General features: G+C 34.6%; 16 protein-coding genes. All 16 read right to left on the bottom strand.

Annotated elements, in window-relative coordinates; translation table 11 throughout:
• Positions 1-21: 21 nt before the first annotated feature.
• Positions 22-1,293, bottom strand: a complete 1,272-nt coding sequence (locus tag MKY34_RS12265) for a TRAP transporter large permease (protein ID WP_342510950.1) — start codon at positions 1,291-1,293, stop codon at positions 22-24.
• 197 nt (positions 1,294-1,490) lie between these two features.
• Positions 1,491-1,988 carry a TRAP transporter small permease subunit gene (locus tag MKY34_RS12260; protein ID WP_342510948.1) on the bottom strand — a complete coding sequence of 166 codons (498 nt, stop codon included), beginning with the start codon at positions 1,986-1,988 and terminating at the stop codon, positions 1,491-1,493.
• Positions 1,989-2,141: 153 nt separating this feature from the next.
• Entirely contained in the window at positions 2,142-3,230 is a 1,089-nt protein-coding gene (locus MKY34_RS12255; RefSeq protein ID WP_342510946.1) for a TRAP transporter substrate-binding protein, read from the bottom strand.
• 175 nt (positions 3,231-3,405) lie between these two features.
• Complete coding sequence (locus MKY34_RS12250; RefSeq protein ID WP_342510944.1) at positions 3,406-4,593, bottom strand: sugar diacid recognition domain-containing protein; 1,188 nt, start codon at positions 4,591-4,593, stop codon at positions 3,406-3,408.
• Positions 4,594-5,035: 442 nt separating this feature from the next.
• On the bottom strand, positions 5,036-5,806 hold the full coding sequence (locus tag MKY34_RS12245) for a 5-oxoprolinase subunit PxpA (RefSeq protein ID WP_342510943.1): 771 nt from the start codon (positions 5,804-5,806) through the stop codon (positions 5,036-5,038).
• Between the two features lie 101 nt (positions 5,807-5,907).
• Positions 5,908-6,693, bottom strand: coding sequence for a glucose 1-dehydrogenase (locus MKY34_RS12240; RefSeq protein ID WP_342510941.1), 786 nt, complete (start codon positions 6,691-6,693; stop codon positions 5,908-5,910).
• Between the two features lie 5 nt (positions 6,694-6,698).
• Positions 6,699-8,024, bottom strand: coding sequence for an aspartate aminotransferase family protein (locus MKY34_RS12235; RefSeq protein ID WP_342510939.1), 1,326 nt, complete (start codon positions 8,022-8,024; stop codon positions 6,699-6,701).
• Between the two features lie 39 nt (positions 8,025-8,063).
• Complete coding sequence (locus MKY34_RS12230; protein ID WP_342510937.1) at positions 8,064-9,701, bottom strand: thiamine pyrophosphate-dependent enzyme; 1,638 nt, start codon at positions 9,699-9,701, stop codon at positions 8,064-8,066.
• A gap of 19 nt (positions 9,702-9,720) precedes the next feature.
• Positions 9,721-10,887, bottom strand: a complete 1,167-nt coding sequence (locus MKY34_RS12225) for an FAD-dependent oxidoreductase (RefSeq protein WP_342510935.1) — start codon at positions 10,885-10,887, stop codon at positions 9,721-9,723.
• A gap of 735 nt (positions 10,888-11,622) precedes the next feature.
• Positions 11,623-13,143: a hypothetical protein gene (locus MKY34_RS12220; RefSeq protein WP_342510932.1), complete on the bottom strand. Its 1,521-nt coding sequence runs from the start codon at positions 13,141-13,143 to the stop codon at positions 11,623-11,625.
• Positions 13,144-13,466: 323 nt separating this feature from the next.
• The gene (locus tag MKY34_RS12215) at positions 13,467-14,384 is read right to left on the bottom strand and encodes a hypothetical protein (protein WP_342510930.1); all 918 of its coding nucleotides are present in this window, start codon (positions 14,382-14,384) and stop codon (positions 13,467-13,469) included.
• Between the two features lie 659 nt (positions 14,385-15,043).
• Positions 15,044-15,256 carry a hypothetical protein gene (locus MKY34_RS12210; protein WP_342510928.1) on the bottom strand — a complete coding sequence of 71 codons (213 nt, stop codon included), beginning with the start codon at positions 15,254-15,256 and terminating at the stop codon, positions 15,044-15,046.
• Between the two features lie 25 nt (positions 15,257-15,281).
• Positions 15,282-15,968, bottom strand: a complete 687-nt coding sequence (locus MKY34_RS12205) for a Fic family protein (RefSeq protein WP_342510926.1) — start codon at positions 15,966-15,968, stop codon at positions 15,282-15,284.
• A gap of 258 nt (positions 15,969-16,226) precedes the next feature.
• Entirely contained in the window at positions 16,227-17,633 is a 1,407-nt protein-coding gene (locus MKY34_RS12200) for a reverse transcriptase domain-containing protein (protein WP_342510924.1), read from the bottom strand.
• Positions 17,634-17,639: 6 nt separating this feature from the next.
• Positions 17,640-18,458 (bottom strand): SLATT domain-containing protein, encoded by an 819-nt coding sequence (locus MKY34_RS12195; protein ID WP_342510922.1) that lies wholly within the window; start codon positions 18,456-18,458, stop codon positions 17,640-17,642.
• 645 nt (positions 18,459-19,103) lie between these two features.
• Positions 19,104-19,685, bottom strand: a complete 582-nt coding sequence (locus MKY34_RS12190; RefSeq protein ID WP_342510920.1) for a tyrosine-type recombinase/integrase — start codon at positions 19,683-19,685, stop codon at positions 19,104-19,106.
• Positions 19,686-19,711 lie beyond the last annotated feature (26 nt).

The following is a 19,711-nucleotide window of genomic DNA, read 5'->3' as shown; positions in this document are numbered from 1 at the left end:
TGGTATGCTCCTTCTAAAAATCTATTTTGCAAGTACTGTACTTAACCAAGGTACGTAGATAAGAACAATGGTAGCTAAAGCCAGCGCTATTAAATACGGAACAGATCCTCTCATAACTGTACTTACCTTTTCTTTAAAGTGACCACTTAATACAAATAAGCTAATGCCAACTGGTGGCGTTACTTGCGAAATCATCATACAAGCTACCGTAATTACCCCAAAATGTACTGGATCATAACCTAATGCAACAATAGTAGGGTAAACAATCGGAATAGTGATATATAAAATTGGTAACGCGTCTAAGAACATACCGAACAAGATATACAATCCTAAAATACATAGTAAAATAAGCCAACCTGGAACGCTTAACTCAGATACAAATTGCGTGATTTTAGCCGGTACTTGTACAAACATTAATGCTGATGAAAATAAAACTGCTCCACATAGTAGTAGATAAATAGTGGTCGTTGTTTTCATTGAATTTACAAAGCTATTCATAATATTTTTCTTTGTGAATTCTTTACGATTAAAAATCAAGCTAATGAAAAGAACGTATACAACCGCAACTGCGGCAGCTTCCGTCGGTGTGAATATCCCCTTATAAATACCGCCTAGTATGATAACCGGCATTAATAATGAAGGCAAACCGTAGAAAAAGGATTTGATAATTTCTTTCGCATTACTTCTTTCTTGTATCTTTGGTCTTTCTTTATATGTAACAATAATCGCAGTAATAATTAATACAACTGCAATAAAAAGCCCCGGTATAATTCCTGCCATAAACATCGTTGCGACATCTTGTTGAGTCATTGATGCATAAACAATCATATACACACTAGGTGGTATCATTTGTCCTAAAGTACCGGAAGTTGCAACAATACCCATACTTTGTTCTTTTGAATAACCAAGTTTCAGCATTTGAGGAATAACCATTGCCCCAACAGCGACAACTGTTGCTGCAGATGATCCGGATAATGCGCCGAAGATTACACAAGACATTACTGCCGCGGCAGGCATTCCACCTGGTAAATGACCCACTAAATTTGTGATAAATTTCAACATTCTATTAGCCATCCCTAAATCTGTCATTAAATTACCGGCCAATAAAAAATACGGAATAGCCAATAAGATCCAGCTATCTGTTGCAATTAAAAATTGAGACACAACCGTTTCGATAGGTAGACCCAAAAAACCAAATAGTATGGTCCCTCCACTTATACTTAAACTAAGCCATATCGGAGCCCCTATAATTAAAAAAGCTAAAAATATGACTAAACCAATTAATATAACCATACGTACCCCCACCCTCTATCTATATACATTAAATTAAATAATCCAACTACCCGCTGATTTCCGTTCCGAGCGGACGCTTTCCACGGGCACGGCTTCAATTTCCTCGTCACTGCGTTCCTGCGGGGCTTTCAGCTCGCGCTGTTCCCGCAGGAGTCGCCGCTCTGCACTCCAATCAGCTGGAGAATAATTAATTCAACTTATATAGCGCTAATTATTTTTACACCTTTTATAATTTCTAATAGTGAATAAACTAATCCGATCACCATTCCGATTAAAATCGCTAGCGCTGGAACGAATAACAACATACCACCGGATAAAGTTTTTATTTTCATGTCTAGTAAAGAAAATGACCAGCCATATCCACCATAGATTAAAAAGGCAAATACTAAAGCAAGGATTATATTAATTAGTAAATCAATATATGATAGTACTTTTTTGCTAAGGATCTCGTGTAATGCACTCATTTTAATATGTTCATTTTGTCTAATTAGTGGTCCCATATAAAAAAACACACCATACACAATCGTATATACTGAAATTTCCGTTAAAATTTCGTATGAAACTCCAAATACATATCGCAATATAACACTTACAAAAGCTAATAAAACACTACATCCTATCATAAAGATAGCGAAGTATTCCAACAATTTATCTGCTAGATTAATCAATTTTTCCAATATGTTTACTTTCCCCATACTTTTAACTCCTCTATTATCCTTTACTATGCTTTTCATTCTTCAAGAGCAGTGTGATTCGCTACATTTTATTTCCGATATATTTCTATACATAACCAATAAACTTCATACCAATTTCAAATTTGGAACTTGGTATGAAGTTTATTTATCTATTTATTTCATTTCTTCTTTAATTCTCTCTGCTTCTTCAATTAATTCCTTAGCACGTGGTTCACCTTTTTCGTAACTTTCATACATACTCTTTGTCGCTTCTTTCCATTCTTCAATTTCTTCCTCAGTTGGATAGTATGTTTTGATACCTAAATCAGCTTCAAGTTTTTCGAAAACATCTTCGCCTTTTTCTCTTACTAATTTATCTGCAAACTCTTCTAAATCTCTACCTGTTTCAACTAAAATCTCTTGTAAGTCTTCCGGTAGTGAATTGAACTTATCCATTGAGATCATTACCGGCATCACATAACTGATTAACGGATAAAGCGATTGCGTTTTAATCGGTAATTTATTGTCGTATACGTATAGTGGGACAATCATCATGCCATCTACAACACCTTGTTGTAATGCTGTTGGTAATTCAGGCCCTGGAATTGATGTTCCATTTGCACCAACCAATTTTAACGTGTCAGAAGCAATTGGTCCTCCTGGAACTCTAATCTTTAAACCTTTAGCACTTTCTGGATTAGTAATTGGCTTCTTTTCATCTCCAGTCCAAATCGTACCGTACATATCCGTCGAGCTCATCGAAAGAACTTTAACACCTTTATCTTCCATAATTCCAGCAACTTTTCTTCCACCATTTTCACTATCAATAAACGCTTTTTTATTATCTAAATAGACATCATTATCATTTGGGTCATAGTTAAATAGAAACGGTAAATCGAAGAAGTACCAAATTGGATCAAAACTACCGGCAATTGCTGAACTTGAGTGTACCATGTCAACTTGTCCTTGAAGCATTGCCGGGATTTCTTGGTCACTCGGCATTAGCTGGCCATCAGAGTATGCTTCAATTTTCAAACGTCCGTTACTACGTTTTTGAATTTCTTCATCAAACCACTCAACATATTGATGATGCATGGAAGCTTGTGGGTGTGAATGTACTAATCTTAGTACATACTCCTCGTCACCACTTCCGTTTTCCTTTTCCCCTGAAACAGTCACTTTTTCCTTCTCGTCCCCATCACTACAAGCCGCTAGTAGTAACAATAAAATTGCCGCAAACAGTAAAAGTAATCTTTTTCTCATACAAATCCCCCCAGTTCATTTGTCCTTGAAAACGCTTTCTAGTAATTCTGATTTTTTGGTTATTTCTGTTTACAATTCTAAGTCTAAGTCTTTTTCTTATCGAAGACTATTCGCAATATATACAAATTTCATTTCTTAATTTCGTATAAAATTGTGCGTTTTATACAAGTTTTCTTCAATCTGAATGATTAATAAGGTGTTTTTTTATGTAAATGTATAAAACAATACAATGATTAAAATCATTAATATCAATACCCGTTATTTTTTTAATTTGCTCCAACCGATAAATCAATGAATTCCGATGAATGTATAAGTTACGAGCTGCATCACTTAAATTAAATTTACTTTCACAATAAATGTTAAAAGTTTCCGATAACACTTTGAAATTATTGTGATTGATAAAAGGATCTAACGTAGAAGCAATACGCTCAAAATATTTTTGGGGCAGTGTATTAATAATAATATTTAGCTTGTTTGAGAAATCATTATAATTAAATAAAAAATGCTCTGGATGCGTTTTTTCATTAGATTCCAAGGCTATAAGTGCATTGTTATATGAGTTTTGTATTCCTTCAATACCACTGCCAGGATTTCCTATAGCAATTTTCGCTAACACATTATGTTTCTCCAACAAAATATCATTAAGCTTTTTCGCGTATCGTTCAATATCATTGAATAGTCTTTCGGTATTTTCACCAACGACTTTTAATATACAAAATTGTTCAAATGTAAGTCGGCCTGTAATATCATGATGATTTACATGAAAGACTTCATTAATTGTTTCATAAAATTGATCGTGAGCCCGTAGGGATGGTTCCGTATTACCAACGTTATTTTCTCGGCTAATTTGAATAATAATACATAGTCGTTCCTTATTAATATCAAACCCCATCATATTGCCATAGCGTGTAATTTGTTCTATGTTATGCCGTGTTTTTTCATAGTTTAATATGTAGTGAATGAGTGTATCCACTGCACTTGATTGCAATGATTTCATTTCTTTCATTAATGCTTCATGACAAATCATTTCAATATGATTTTTAACGAGACGAATGTAGTTGGATGTTTCACTATCTTGTCCGGTTTTTCCAAGTATTCCGACCGCCCCCAAAACTTGGTCATTTACAATAATTGGACCTGCGACACCGGGAAATATATCGGGATAATCTTTGACAGCCCGTTCATCAAAGAATGTTAATTTTTTCGTTTTAATAACCTCCGCTAAAAGATAGTCGTAAATTCCAACACGTCTCTTGTCGTTAACACCTATTAAGTACCCATTCTCATCAGAAATACTTACTGGAAAACCAATTATTTTAGTTGTGTCTTCCGATATTTTCTGTGCAATTTGTTTTAAAACCACGATATTCCTCCTATTTCATGGTTTGTATAGTAAGCCTGTCATCACTAGCGTCCCATAAACCATGACTGAATTTTTAACTTTTTCGGCTCACTTACTATAACACGAATGCTCTAGTACATATGACAAAACTATTAAAATATATAATTTATTAAGTGTTTTTGTAAGTCAGCGTCAAAGGGCGCTTATTATATGCTTACAGTTGTAGCACACCATGCTCTGCTGCTAGTCACCACTCGCTTTAAATGCTTCGATTCGTATGCGCCACATGGCTCTCGTCATGAACAAACCCCTAACCATTGACGCTAAAGCGTGTTAAAAATAAAAAAAGACATTCCCAATTGGTTCAGGAATGTCTTTTTTATTATATTGAAATTAGTTTAATTAGATAACTTAAAAGACTCTATAATAGAAGGAACGGGATTTTGTATCCATTTTTTAAATATTATTTAAGCCATGTGCCTACTGGGGCAATTGTAACGTTATTTTCTTCAAGTTTTGACTTTACGTGTCTAACAATTTCAAGTGCACCTTGTGTATCACCGTGAACACAAACACTGTCAGCTTCCATTTTGATAACATTCCCATCAATTGTCGTAACGTTACCGTCCAAAACCATTTGTAAAACTTGATCAGCAGCTTTTTCCGGATCTTTAATGACTGCACCTTCTTGTTTGCGGGAAACTAACGTACCATCATTTGTATACGTACGATCCGCAAATACTTCGAGAACAACCGCAATCCCTTTTTCGACAGCTAGTTTATGAACAACCGTATTTGCAATGACAAACAATTTTGTATCGGGTACTACGTGTAATATTGCATCCGTGACAGCGTCTGCCACTGTATGGTTTACATACGACATATTCCCCATACTACCATGCGATTTAATATGTTGTATTTCTACCCCATGTTTTTTACAAAACGCCTGCAGTGCACCGATTTGATAAATAATATAATTGACTAGATCATCTTTAGCGATGTCAATATCACGACGGCCAAATCCTAGTAGATCAGGAAACCCCATATGAACACCAATGCCTACTCCTTGTTCTTTCGCCATTCTAACTGTTCTATCCATTACATTTGGATCGCCTGCATGAAAACCGCAGGCAATATTAGCAGATGAAATTAGTTCAATAACTTCTTCATCATTCCCTAATTGATAAGCGCCAAAACTTTCGCCCATATCACAGTTTAAATCAATATACTTCATCTTAAACTTCCTTTCTATATAAATTGAACTAAAGAATCTTTCTAACAACGCTCGGCGCTTGCGGATGCCTATTGCCATAAGTTCAACATATATCCTATTTTTTAATCAAACATTAATGGTCTTGCTACTTTTGCATAAGTTCCACCATCTACACGTAAAGAATGACCACTAACATAAGCGGCTTCGTCACTTGCCAAGAACAAACATGCATGCGCAATATCATCAGCAGTTGCGATTCTTCCTAAAGGTTGATAATCAAGCGTTTGCTTCCAAGCCTCTTCTGGATCCGGTAAATTTTGCATTGTCTCATACAACATAGGCGTATCCACTGTACTTGGTAATACCGCATTCACACGAATATTATCTTTACCACAATCAAGCGACATCTGACGAGTTAACGCGGTCATCCCTCCCTTTGAAGCCGCATAGGCGGCAAAACGAGTAATCGTTTTATCGGCGTGCCATGAAGCAACATTAACAATTGCTCCACGTTCTCTTTTTCTCATTTCGGGAACTGCATATTTTGAACATAAAAATGCCCCGGTTAAATTAACGCCAAGAACCTTTTGCCATTCTTCTAATGATGTATCCTCCGCCGATTTTCTAATCGACACGGCCGCATTATTCACTAAAACATCTACACTACCAAATGCATTTACTGCTTCATTCATTAGATGAATGACGCTTTCTTCACTCGAAACGTCTGTTTTAACAAAAATCGCGTCTATTCCATCTTTCTTCAAACCTTCCAGTGCGGCATTTCCTGTTTCTTCGTTCACATCAGCAATCACAATTTTCGCCCCTTCTTTACCGAACATTTTAGCGATTGCTTCACCAATTCCACGACTACCACCAGTGATTACTGAAACTTTATCTTTCAACCTCATTCATTTCACCCCATAATTAGTTTTGTATCAACTTCAAGTTCTTTTATTGTATAAGCGATAACAGATATTGCTTCGTCTAATTGTTCATCTGTTATAACAAGCGGTGGTAAGAGGCGAATAACATCCCCCTCCGCTGCTCTCATAAATAACACACCCTTTTCAAAACATGTATGGACTACGTCATTTACAAAACTACGATGGGATGCTTTCGATTGCTTATCCAATACAATTTCAATTCCGATCATCGCGCCAATTTGACGAACTTCACCAATATGTTTTGAATCAAAAGATAATTTGTCTTTAATAAATTGACCGATTTCATTTGCACGCCTTAGTAAGTTCTGATTTTCTATCATTTTAATAACTTCCAATGCTGCAACACATCCTAGCGTATTTCCACTAAGTGTGCCGCCAAGTTCTTTTACTGCTGGAAAATTAATGATTTCTTCTTTACCTGTAATGGCGCTTAATGGGATTCCCGCCGCAATTGACTTTGACATTACTGTCAAATCTGCTGCACAATCAAAATGCTCCATCGCAAACATTTTACCCGTGCGACCGAATCCCGTTTGTATTTCATCTGCGATAAAGACGATACCGAATTCATCACAAATAGCTCTAATTTCTTGAATAAATGGCTTTGAAGGAACGATGATGCCACCATCACCTTGAACAGGTTCCAATACGATTGCAGCTATTTCTTCTGGAGAAATTGTCACTTGAAACAAGCGTTTAAGTTCTCCAATCAACTGCTCATCCGTACGTTCATCTTTAAAATAGTATGGATAAGGTGCATGATGGACATCTGAAGCTAGTGGACCAAATCCCTTTTTTATTGAATTAACTTTTCCCGTCAACGTCATCGCTAACATTGTACGACCATGAAACGAACGATCAAAAGAGATGATTCCTTTTCGACCTGTATACCGACGAGCAATTTTCACAGCATTTTCAATTGCCTCTGCTCCACTATTAAAGAAGACAGACTTTTTCGGGAAATGGCCAGGCACGATTTGGTTAAGCTTTTTAGCTAAATCAATATACGGTTTATGCATGGTTACATTAAAAACAGGATTTATAAATGAATCTAGTTGATTTTTTAAGGCATCAACAACAGGTTTGGGAGAATGGCCAACATTTAAACTAGCAATGCCTGATGCTAAGTCAATATATGAGTTTCCATCAATATCAGTCAGAACGGCTCCTTCGCCTTTATCGATTGCAATAGGATAAGCCGTAGAGATTCCTCTTGCTACGGCTTCTTCTTTTTCTTTTAATAGTGCAGTCGACTTTGGACCAGGTATCGGTGTTTTAATATTTATCGATTTCATTGTACTCTCCTTTGCTAAATCAATTCCCGCTGGATGAAGTTAAATCGTTTGATCGTGGTTTGCAGATAAAATACGCGGATCTGTTAGTATTTCAATTAAAGCAGGCTTATTAGAGGCTAAAGCTCTCTGTAATGCCGGCACAAATTCATCCGTAGTAGTCACTCTTTCTCCGAAACCACCAAATGACGCTGCAATTTCCTTATAGTTAGGATTGGATAATTGTGTACCAACCATCCGCTCGGGGAATTTACGCTCTTGGTGTGTACGAATGGTCCCATAAATATTATTATTTACAACAAAGGAGATGATTGGAACATTGTATCTAACAGCTGTTTCAAAATCTTGCATGGTCATCATATAACCACCGTCTCCCGAAAAAGATACGACAACTTTGTCGGGGTTTGCCATTTTAGCTCCAATTGCGGCTGGCATTCCATATCCCATAGCACCCGAAGTGGGTCCATAATACTTACCACCTTCATCATAACGATAATAACGTGATAACCATGAAAAGAAGTTACCTGCATCACTCGTAATAATCGCATCTTTCGGTAATTGCTCCGATAAATGATGAATAACACTATTCATATCAACATAATTATCTTTTTCAATCAATGTTGGTGTAGAAAATTCAACGTAATTTTTACGAATTTCATCTTTATTTATTTTTCTTTTTTCATCTTTATTTTCTGCAGTGACTTTCACGAGTTGTTCAAGGAAACTCTTTACGTCTGACACTACCGGTACTGTTGGGGTATAAACCTTCCCTAATGTTTCTTCAGTCACATCAACATGAATGAGTTTGGAATCTTCATTAAGCAATGTATAATCAGCTGTCGTCATCTGTGAAAATCTAGTTCCCAATGCGATAACTAAGTCACTTTCTTTAATATAGCTTAATAAATCTGGACGTGCGCCAATTCCTAGCGATCCTACATAATTATCATGAGAATTTGGAAAAGCATGGAAACGTCTAAACGCTGTTGCAACCGGTATTTGAGTTAACTCTGATAACTTCACTAGCTGTTCGGTTGCATCAGATAATATGACTCCACCACCCGCAATGATAATTGGGCGTTCCGCTTCTTCAATTAACTTGGTAACTTCATGAACTGTCTCTAAGTTTGGAAATATCGTACTCGCTTTAAATGGTCGATGTGTTACTTTTGTAACAATATCATCCAGCATATCTTCAGGCAATGAGACAAGCACTGGTCCTGGACGTCCAGAACGAGCAATATGGAAAGCACGATGCAATAACTCCGGAACTCGATCCGCATGGTTGATTTCTACTGTCCACTTACATAAATGACTGAAAAACCCTACAAAATCGACTTCTTGGAATGCTTCACGATCTCTAAATTCACGTTCAACTTGCCCAATTAAAGCGACAAGTGGTGTTGAATCTTGATGTGCTGTATGAATACCAATCGATAGATTCGTTGCACCCGGTCCTCTTGTTGCCATACATACGCCAACCTGTCCTGAAGCTTTTGCATATCCTTCTGCCATGAAAGAAGCCCCACCTTCTTGTCGTGCAGAAATATATTCAATACTTTGGTGTTCATAAATTGCATCAAGAACGTTTAAATAACTTTCACCTGGTACACCAAAAACCTTAGTTACGCCTTCTTTTTCTAGTACATCGACTACTAACTGTCCGCCTGTTAAATTCATTTTAGTCACCCTTTTATATTTAATAGACTGCTGTTTCAAGTACTAATTTATTTGTTTTAAAACGCTCTACTGAAAGTGAAGATATATCCATTGTTTCAAATTTACCTAAACGAATTAATTCAGATAATGCTTTTCCAGCAGCTGGTGCATGTTGGAATCCGTGACCACTAAATCCTGTTACAATGTAGTATCCACCCATTTCTGGATGCCCACCTATGATCGCATTATGGTCAACATAGTTATAATCATATAAACCCGTCCAACCATTTTCTAATTTAAGTTGTTCAAAATGAGACGAACGTCCGGCTAAAACAGGCCAAATTTCTTCTTCGAAAAAACGTTTATCAAGCTTAAAATCGTAGCCATAAGGAACATCATTCGCCCAGCCAACGACTACTTTTGATCGTTCACCTCTAAAATGAAGGCCCGTCGGATCGAATGTGAAGGGAATATCATTTTGGAATTTCAATTGGGTATCAATTGAAAATAATTGACGCCTTAATGGTTTTACCGGAATTTCAATTCCTAATTTCGCACTTAGATCACCGGACCAAGGACCTGCCGCATTCACAACAACCGGTGCAAAATACTTCTCACCGTTAGTCGTTTGAATGCCAGTTACTTTACCGCGTTCTGTTAAAATTTCATCGACCTCTTCATAATGAAATGAAGCACCGAGTCCTTTTATTTTTCTGATATATACTTGTAATACAGAATAAGGATCCGCATTTCCAGCCTCCGGATCGAATACTGATCCTACTAAATCTTCAACGTTTAACTCTGGAAAAAATGATTGCGTTTCCATTTGATTCATAAATTTCGTTTTAACACCTAATGTTTCTTGTGTTTTTAAAATGCTTTCAAAAATGGGCATTGACTTTTTATCAAGTAAATAAAGGTAACCGTTTTCATGGAAGTCAATTTGTGCATTTTCACCATCAACCGCCATCTCTTCTTCAAATTGCTTATATACTTGGTAGCTATATTGACTCATGCGGATATTCACTTCTGTACTAAATGTTTGTCGAATTCCACCTTCACTTCTCGGTGTAGAAGAATATTCATACTTGCTATCTTTTTCGAATAGGGCAACTTTTCCAGTATAGCCGTCTTTGTATAAATTGTACGCTAAACTAGATGCCATAATCCCTCCTCCGACGATGATTAAATCATAATTATTTGTCATTATTATCTCTCCCAAATAGTAAAATTTCTTTTTTCTGTTTAGTTGGATAAACTCAATGAATATGTAGTTTTCCCTTATAGAGGTTCACATTAAAAGTATATTCCCAATGGAGGGATAAAATCTATTACCAATATGGACGAAAATTCAGTCTTTTGATTTTGGTTTATAGTGCAATTTGTACAAAAGGAAGCGCCAAATAGCTTACTCTTGGACTAGTAAATTAATCCATTTCCCTTTATGCTTTCTAACCTGAAATAACGGTTACTCAATTTGAATATCAAATATCTCCTTCTTTTTGGACAAAGAAAAAAGCACCTCCACCTATAATTCTTTAGTACAGAAACTCGACTGAGCGAGTACTGTAAAACTGAATCATAAGCGAAAGTGCTTATTTCTCTAAGTATAATGTTGTAAAATTTACGTCCCAGGAGGGATTCGAACCCCCGACCGACGGCTTAGCTTACCACTATGGCTTTCGCCACCAAGCTAGTCATACCAAGCGTTCAAAACGTATTCAACTCACACTAGGGATTCGGTCAAATTACGTTCTTAGACCGAAACTATCTTTGAACCAATGATAACATTATACAAGCCTATTGCAAAGCAAAGTTCAGCTCATTTCATTAGCAATTTCAACCCGTATGGTGCAACATTCCACACATAATTGACAGTGTTTTGACTATCCAATCAATAAAATCCTGAATCAGGATAATTGTTGGCTATCACCTTGATTCATTAAATTACCTCAAGTTCTAAAAGCCTTTTCATTAAAACTTCCTCTATCTCTTCTAAATCATTTGGGTATAAATCAATAAGAGTAATTGCTTTTTCCTCACATAACCTCAGTTTATCTATGACTTTTCTTGAATATCTTCCAATGAAATTTTCTTGCTGAAGTTGTTTCTTTGAAAATAATCCAAAATACTCTATTAATATTCTTGAATCTGTTAAAATCCAATCTGCATCAATTTTGCTTTTAAGGCTTGGAATAAGTTCGTTATAAGGGATATTCTTTTCGTATTTCAGCTCTAAGTCTATTAGTAGATTCGTGATTAACATCTCAGGATAAGAACGGCATATCTGACCATTATTATCTATACATGTAGTTCCTGTTCCATAACTCTTTTCAATAATTTCATTATCTACAACTATTTCTAACGATTCCCAAACTGTTGGCAAATCTTCAAAATGATTTTTATATGTCTTGGAATGAGCCATCCACTCCGCATTATTTATGTCATCATAAAAAGGTATTCTACCAAGCTCTTTATATAACTTAGAATAATCTTCTAACAATTCATCTAAGGATTTATAAATTCTTTTATATGATGGTTCCCATCCTAAATCTCGAATTAATTGAGTATATGTCATATTAAAAGTTCTGTAATACTGTTTAATTTCCGCCAACCCATGTGTAACTAATTCATTTGTTAAAGGTACCCTACCTAATTTCTTTTTTAACTGTACTAAATCCTCAAGTAATTCTTTTTTCCCCCTTTTATATTGATTTGCTACTCCTATGTGTTCCATACATATTTCAGAAAAACGTTTACCTAAAAACATTTCTAACGCTTTTCTGTGAGCAAGGTTCTTCCCTTTAGCCATTAATTCATATTCCTCTACTGTTGGTGCTTTATTATTTTCTTTATAAAACGCTTTAATTGCTTCAATTGATTCTGGTACTCTATCTTCCATTGATTTAAAATATTCTTCATCTACGATTCCTGCTCTGATTAATGCTGATTTGTAGCTTCCAAATTTTTTAGTATATAGATTCCTATTAACTCCTGCTACTTCAATATCTTTTCCCGTAGGTATACTACCTAAATCTTCATAAAGCTTTTTTAAAAACAACAATAAGTCAGCTTCCTCTGTAACAGCACTATATCTCCTGTTTAACGGGATTTCTAAGTCTTCTAACATCGCCGTCCAATTGTCCCAAAAATTTCTTACATGAACAACTGAATATTTTAATTCTTTATAATTTGGAGCATGTCCATGTTTACTGTAAAAGTTTAAGACTTCTTTTTCTATGTCTTTTTTTTCAAAGACTCTGACTGCGTTTGATTGTAAACCAGCAAGCTCGATTGCATTATTCCAACTTCCAAAACGTTTTTTATAAATTGTGGCACTTGGAACAGTTTTATCTTTTTCAAACAAGTTGTATGTTGGTGTTTCACCAATATTTCTAGCATATTCTTTTAGGGTTTCAATTAAATACTCATTAGAATATTTTTGTTTAGCGATATAAATCACTCCTCCTGAATAGATTATTAAAAACTTCCTTTTTAGTAATCTAACACAACATAGCACAATTTACAAATTATGTAATAAAAGCAGCGATATAATATGTAAGAAACATAACTATCTACCTTAAAAAAACAAACAAAAAACACCTAGTATTAACCAGATGCATTTAGGTAAAAGAATGATTTTACATTTTGGGGCAATAGAAAAAGGGAGTAAGTCTCTGCTCTCCTTCATGTAACATTATGCGATTAATTTAAACGATTTTCTCCACTAGGGAGTACTACATATTTACGAACTTGGTTCGATTACCTTTGATTATTTATAAACCCTTAATATTGGGAAGGGATATTTGAAATACTCAAAAACTCCTCGATACATTTGAAAATTGTTCTATTTAGATTCAAAATTTCAGTTAAATTAATAATCACTTCATCCTCTATAAAGTAATCATAGAAGTTTTTCACATCATCATAATGTATAGTATTTCTAAGTTCAGCTACCTTATCGAAACTAGAGAGCATATAAACATCAAGCGCTGTAGCCAATTCTCCTTTTCCGTTATTAGCTAACTCATCGAATTGTGAAGCAAAATTTTCCTTGAGATTTATCAATGAATCCACAATACTATCGATGCGAATAGCAACAAAGCGATTTAGGAAATAATCATCTATAAAATCTCGGTCAATAATGCTTGAATCATAGTTCTCACTAATCCACGTCACAGCAAAACATTCTTGTAAAATTAGAAGTAGTAGATATTTAAATACATTCTCTTGCTCATTCCCATTGAACAGCCTAGTATGATTAATATCTTTATACTCAATTTCAAACTCATCGAAATATTCATGTTTAGATTCAGTAGTAATACATCCTTTTAATTCTGGGACGGCTATTTCTAAACCCTCTATAATCTCCTGTAACTGAGCACCGACTTCGTGAGCTACATAATACACTTGAAGTTTCCCATCTTTTTCAATCTCCTTCAAGTTTTTCAACCTTCTTAGAGCATTTCCTACATAAAAGGTACTTCCTACAGTTTGTCTACTATCATTTAAATAAAAACCTAAATTATCTGTTTCAAAACCAAAATCTTCAATGTGCTGTTTTAAGATTTCCTCATAATTTTTTTGATTTATCCCTCTTTTCCCCTTTTCAAATAGCTTATTTTTATTTCTAAATTCTTTTATAGGAAAAATTAGTCCATCAGCTGTACCAAGAATATCTGTATTCACTTGGTAAATAATCAAGCAGCTATCTCTCATCAAAGTATAAGAAATTACCGCATTAAAGACATCACTATCCTTTACTCTTAATAAAAATCGCTTTAATGAAAACAAATCCAAATACACAGTTTGAAATTTACTAAGCTCTTTAATGATAACAATCACTCCAAGTTAAATTATATAAATTTTCTATAAAATACATTAGAGACATCATACCATAATAGCTTGTTTACGTTCGTGTGAAAAATGGTAAGCTATTACTATAGAAGAAACTCAATTGAGGTATCACTACTTATTCATAAAATAAAGGGAGTACCATATCTTCTGCCTACACCTACAATTCAATCAAACCAGCTTTTACATTCTTAGCGTTATCCTGTATCTCGATAACAAGCGATTTAGTAGCCGTTACAATGGAATGTTCATATTCGGTCATTTCCTTATCATATCGTCTCGTTTTTGAAGTAGTGTGGTGTGCGTGCATCAGGTACGGCTAATTCTGGCTTCTGCTGATTCTCTGAAATATCAGAAATAGGAGGCTACCCATCTGGTGACTCTGTGACGGGTTTTAACCCCCACCTACCATGTACATGTTGTACCGTTTCCCCAGCTTAATGAATGGCTCTGTCACTATCCGAACCACCTATCAACCTGCAATATCAACTCTAGTCAAATGAAGATTCTTAGTCTTCACTTTGGGGAGAGATTAAAATACTAAGTCCACGTTCTTCCCCATAATCCCACATTTTCACCCAAGGATACGTGTTTTCAGGTAGAATAAAAGTCCGTATTTCTAATGGATGAATTGTTGACATATCGCATTTTGTACCATGTATCTCTGTTGCTGGATGAATACTTATTTCCCTGCCTGTATCGTTAAAATATACAAACTTCATGTTTTCTTCTCCTTTTTGATAACAACTAATTCTCACTTCGACTATCTCGATAATTAATTCCATATATACAATTATCATAAGTCCACTGAATGATTGCACTATCTTCATTCGTCTCATAAAATCGGGTTAACAATTGACTCCAATATTCTAATTGTTGTTCACTAATGTTAACCAAACCTAATCCATTTAACATCATAATTGCATTTGCGGATACAATTGCTGTACGCTTGTTTCCATCCCAAAATAGTTGCGTTCTCATAGCATAATACATATACTTCAATGCCTTATAAGTTTGCGACTCATTATTATCCCTAATTTCAGAAATAGTAGACACCACCTTTGACTCCATTGGTATTGTAGGTTTATAGTCAACTCCATAAATCTCTACATTGCCCGTCCTCAAAACACCCCATTCAAGCGATTCGTTGTAAGCGATGAAGCTGTTTATTTTGCAAGCAATAGCTAGATGAAAATTAGTATTATGAGGTAATTTTAATACATATTGATACGCATTTTTGAGATTAAGAATAACCTGCATGTCATCCGTGCTAATCCCACTCACACTCATGCCATTTACAATTGTTTTTGTTTGTGAGAAAGTTGTATTCACATTCTCTAAGCGGGAAGCTGAATGTACTAGTTCAACAATACATTTTTTCAACAAAAATATTGATTCACGATTATCGAGGTTGAACTTGTTTGAAACATTCAATAGTATACCTCCTTCCTTATCAATAAATCCCTTTCGACTTCAATTCGTGCGGTTGATATAGGTCACTTCTATAATAGGGAGATACCTTACCTCAATATCGAAAATACCGCCCCTACACTCTATTCATTACAAGCACTATAAACATCCCCAAAACTCGATTGGCAAACCTAAGTCAACATAAAAGCACGAGAACGCCCACAAAATACTCTTGAATAATGCTTTTGTATTGATATCCCACTTTAATTGAACTACTAATTTTTATGAAATCCCCTGAATATCAGCTTCAAGTTCAAGTATCTTTCTTCTAACCTTTTTATTAAAATGATATTCTATACTTTCATCAGATTTTAAATCTTTCCGTTTAATGTCGAAGGTATTTAAAAGTAATAACCTTTTTTCTTCAATTGATAATTCACTTGGCTTAAATAGATATTTACTTTTCTTCCGACGCTGAATTATTTCGTAATACGCCTTCGAAAACTTCTTAACTTTACCTTTATCAATTACACCTTTTAAATCATATCTTACAATTAAATTTTCAACAAAATAATCTAGGTGGTAAAGCACCCTTAAATCATTAATCTGCGAATAAAAAAAGAGCCACCCATACTTCTTCTCTCTATCTTTTTCTTCTAATTCAATTTCATTTTTACTTTTATCGCTATCTTCTAATTCCTTAACAATCGCACCTGTAATTTTCAAATTTAAGTAAAAAATCAATTCCGCTGATTTCATCTTACCCTCAGAATTTTTGAACTTAGAAAATAAGGCTACTAAAGAATTTTCCATCTTAGCAATTGATTCACCTTTAACAGTGCATAACATAGAACTAGGTGTTTGAACAAATTTATAGCCTAAATATGTCATCTCATCAGATAAATTCCCATCTTCACACTTTTTTTCATTCACACATAAGAGATAGGTGTTTGTAATATCACTAATGATTTCATTCTTTAAATCCCCAATATCAGTTGAATTACATAAAATTAAAATATCGTCAACATACCTAAAGTACGCTATATTAGTTCGTGCCTTATATTTCGAATCTAACTCTTTAAAGTATATTTCAGCTAGTACGTTAGCAATAGGAATACCTTGAGGAACACCTACTGCATTATCTTCGATACTAATATTTCTCCTATGATAACTGTTTACAGTTGGATTTTTCACAGCAGAAACAATAGCATTTTTCAGTTCTTTTTTGCGTATTTTTGTACTTAGTCTTTGAATCAAAAAATCATGATTTAATGACCCAAAAAAGTTACTGATGTCTATTTTGATGTAGCTATCATATAAACTACATTTTTGAGTAAGCTCATCTATTACCGTTTGAACTAATTTTAACTCAATTTGAAATGTCTCCATCAATATTTCATGAATTATTTTTAAAACAATTCTATCTCTCAATGTAGGAATTGAAATTAATCTAGGGAAACTATTTCGATTTTTGAGTATCAGCTTTTCTTTATAATAAGTAAATTTATAGTTATTGTCATTGACCTTTTTAAGTATTAAATCTATTTGACTTTCTTTAATTTTATCAAAATTTTTCTTCTGTAATTTATCTATACCCGAAGCTGTATTAGCTTTGATATATAATGGGTATTTACTTAAAATATATTTCTTATTAAATTTCTTTTTATATACTCTAGCTGCTTGAACCAAATTGAATCACCCCCAAAAAGCTAAAATCATTAATACCATTGTGATAAGTGGTATTGAATACAGTAATACCCAAATTATCGAACTAGAAATTTTATAATAAATGTATTTTATAATTTCAGAAACAGTTGCATTATTAGAACCGATTTTATAAGCTATAAAATCTTTATCGATATGGTTATCTGTTTTATCTAAAACCTCATTATATTCTTTTTGACATACTGAATAGGCTTTAATTAATTCCTCATCAGTTAATTCCATATTTAATAACAATGTATGTAAGTTCCCCTCGATTTCATTTATTTTTAAATATGAATTTTTAAATGCAATTGCTTTTTCCCTATAACCAAACAAACTGACAAACAAAGAAACTCCAAATAACCCCATTGAAACAATTAAACCTAATAGTTCAAATTTCAGGTCAGTTTCATTGGTTATACTAAAAATTGAAAAGCAAAGAACCGTGAATGTATATACGTTTACTAAGATAATTGAATGTATATTATTTTTATTCAATCTAGCCTCTGAGTTCATACGAACTTTCTTAGTTACATACACTCGTTTATCTTTGAAATTTTTTATTGTATTTAAAATTTCTTTACGATACCCTTTTTCATTTTCTTTACTAACATTGTAATAATTAAACACTAATTTTTCTCTAAACTCAGTTTCAGTCTCTGACTCTAGATTCATGCGCTCTGAATTAGTAGCTCTATTTTTTTCACTGCCTAAAGTAGTTTCCGACTCTTGAATTTTTTCTTCCGCCGAGTTTAATGAATGTTCTGTATCACTACTAACACTTTCATCATTTCTAACAGGAATATCCATTTAAAAACCACCTTATTTTTAGAATTGGGGGCATCAACGATTAGATTAGAATCTACAAATAAATGTAGCTTGTATGGTACCACTATGTTGTACCTTTGATTAGATTACTCCAAATTTAATTGGAATCATTCAGCTTAGCTGAGAGATGCCCCCATATAACATTCTCATTTATAGGGTTAATTTGCAATCTGAATACCCTAGGAACCCTGTAATGACTTTTGCAACATCACAGATGACTCTAACGACCTCTAACATGACCAACTGGAGAATGTATCACTAATTTTAAAGTTCTCGATAAAATCCATACTTGTCATATCGTTTCACTCCTTCTCTCTCGGTGTATATGTGCATCAGGTGAGGCATATTCTCGTTTACCATAGGCTCAAATATCGGAAATGGGGGCTATCCCTCCCCCTCACAAGGCTCTGTAGCGGCTTCCAACCCTTCGCCTACCAAATATCTTATCTAGTTCCAAAGACTCATCACAACACCCCTATGAGGTCTGTGAATAGCTCTGTCGCTCCCTCAACTGCCCACCCACCAACGATATCAACTCTAAGTAAAATGTGAGTTTTACAAGTCAATTTGTAGGAAGTGAATAAGTAATAAACCCTTATACATCAATACTTTTAGAAAAATGTAGCATCAGAAGAATGAAATGCTTTTAATGCTCTCTTCTATAGTTTTGTCTGTCATACCTATGTAATCTAGTGTTATTCTTTGTGATGAATGATTAAAGATTCTCATGAGTGTAGCTACATCTTTTGTCTCTTGGTAGTAAATATAGCCAAACGTTTTCCGCATTGTGTGAGTACCGATGGACTGATTCCCTATCATGTCTCCTGCCTTTGTGATGATGCGATAAGCTTGTGTTGTTGAAATATGGCTGTCTCCTTTGCGACTAGGGAACAAGTAAACTATGCTTTCTGGTAGCGTTTCAATGTAATCAGCAATATCAGCCATTACGTTGTTCAAGTAGACAGTACGTCCTTTCTCAGTTTTGTCTTCTTGAATTTTGAAATTTGATTTTCCTTTAACCTGTTCCACAGTAAGCGCTACTAGGTCACCACATCTCAGCCCCGTTGTAACCCCTATCTTGAATAGCAGTTGGTCACGCAAGCCATTCTGTGACATTCCTAGTGCTTCTATAAGGTCATTGACTTCCTTTTTCGTCTTTAGTGGTTGAACATCTATCGTCATACCTTTTTTCGGTTTGGTGTTTGCCATGTTTATATCCTCTTTTCTTATGTATG

Origin of the sequence: Sporosarcina sp. FSL K6-1522 (assembly GCF_038622445.1) — a bacterium.
Lineage (GTDB): Bacteria > Bacillota > Bacilli > Bacillales_A > Planococcaceae > Sporosarcina.
The sequence above is the reverse complement of the archived record's forward strand: the minus strand, read 5'-3'. Positions and strand labels throughout refer to the sequence as shown.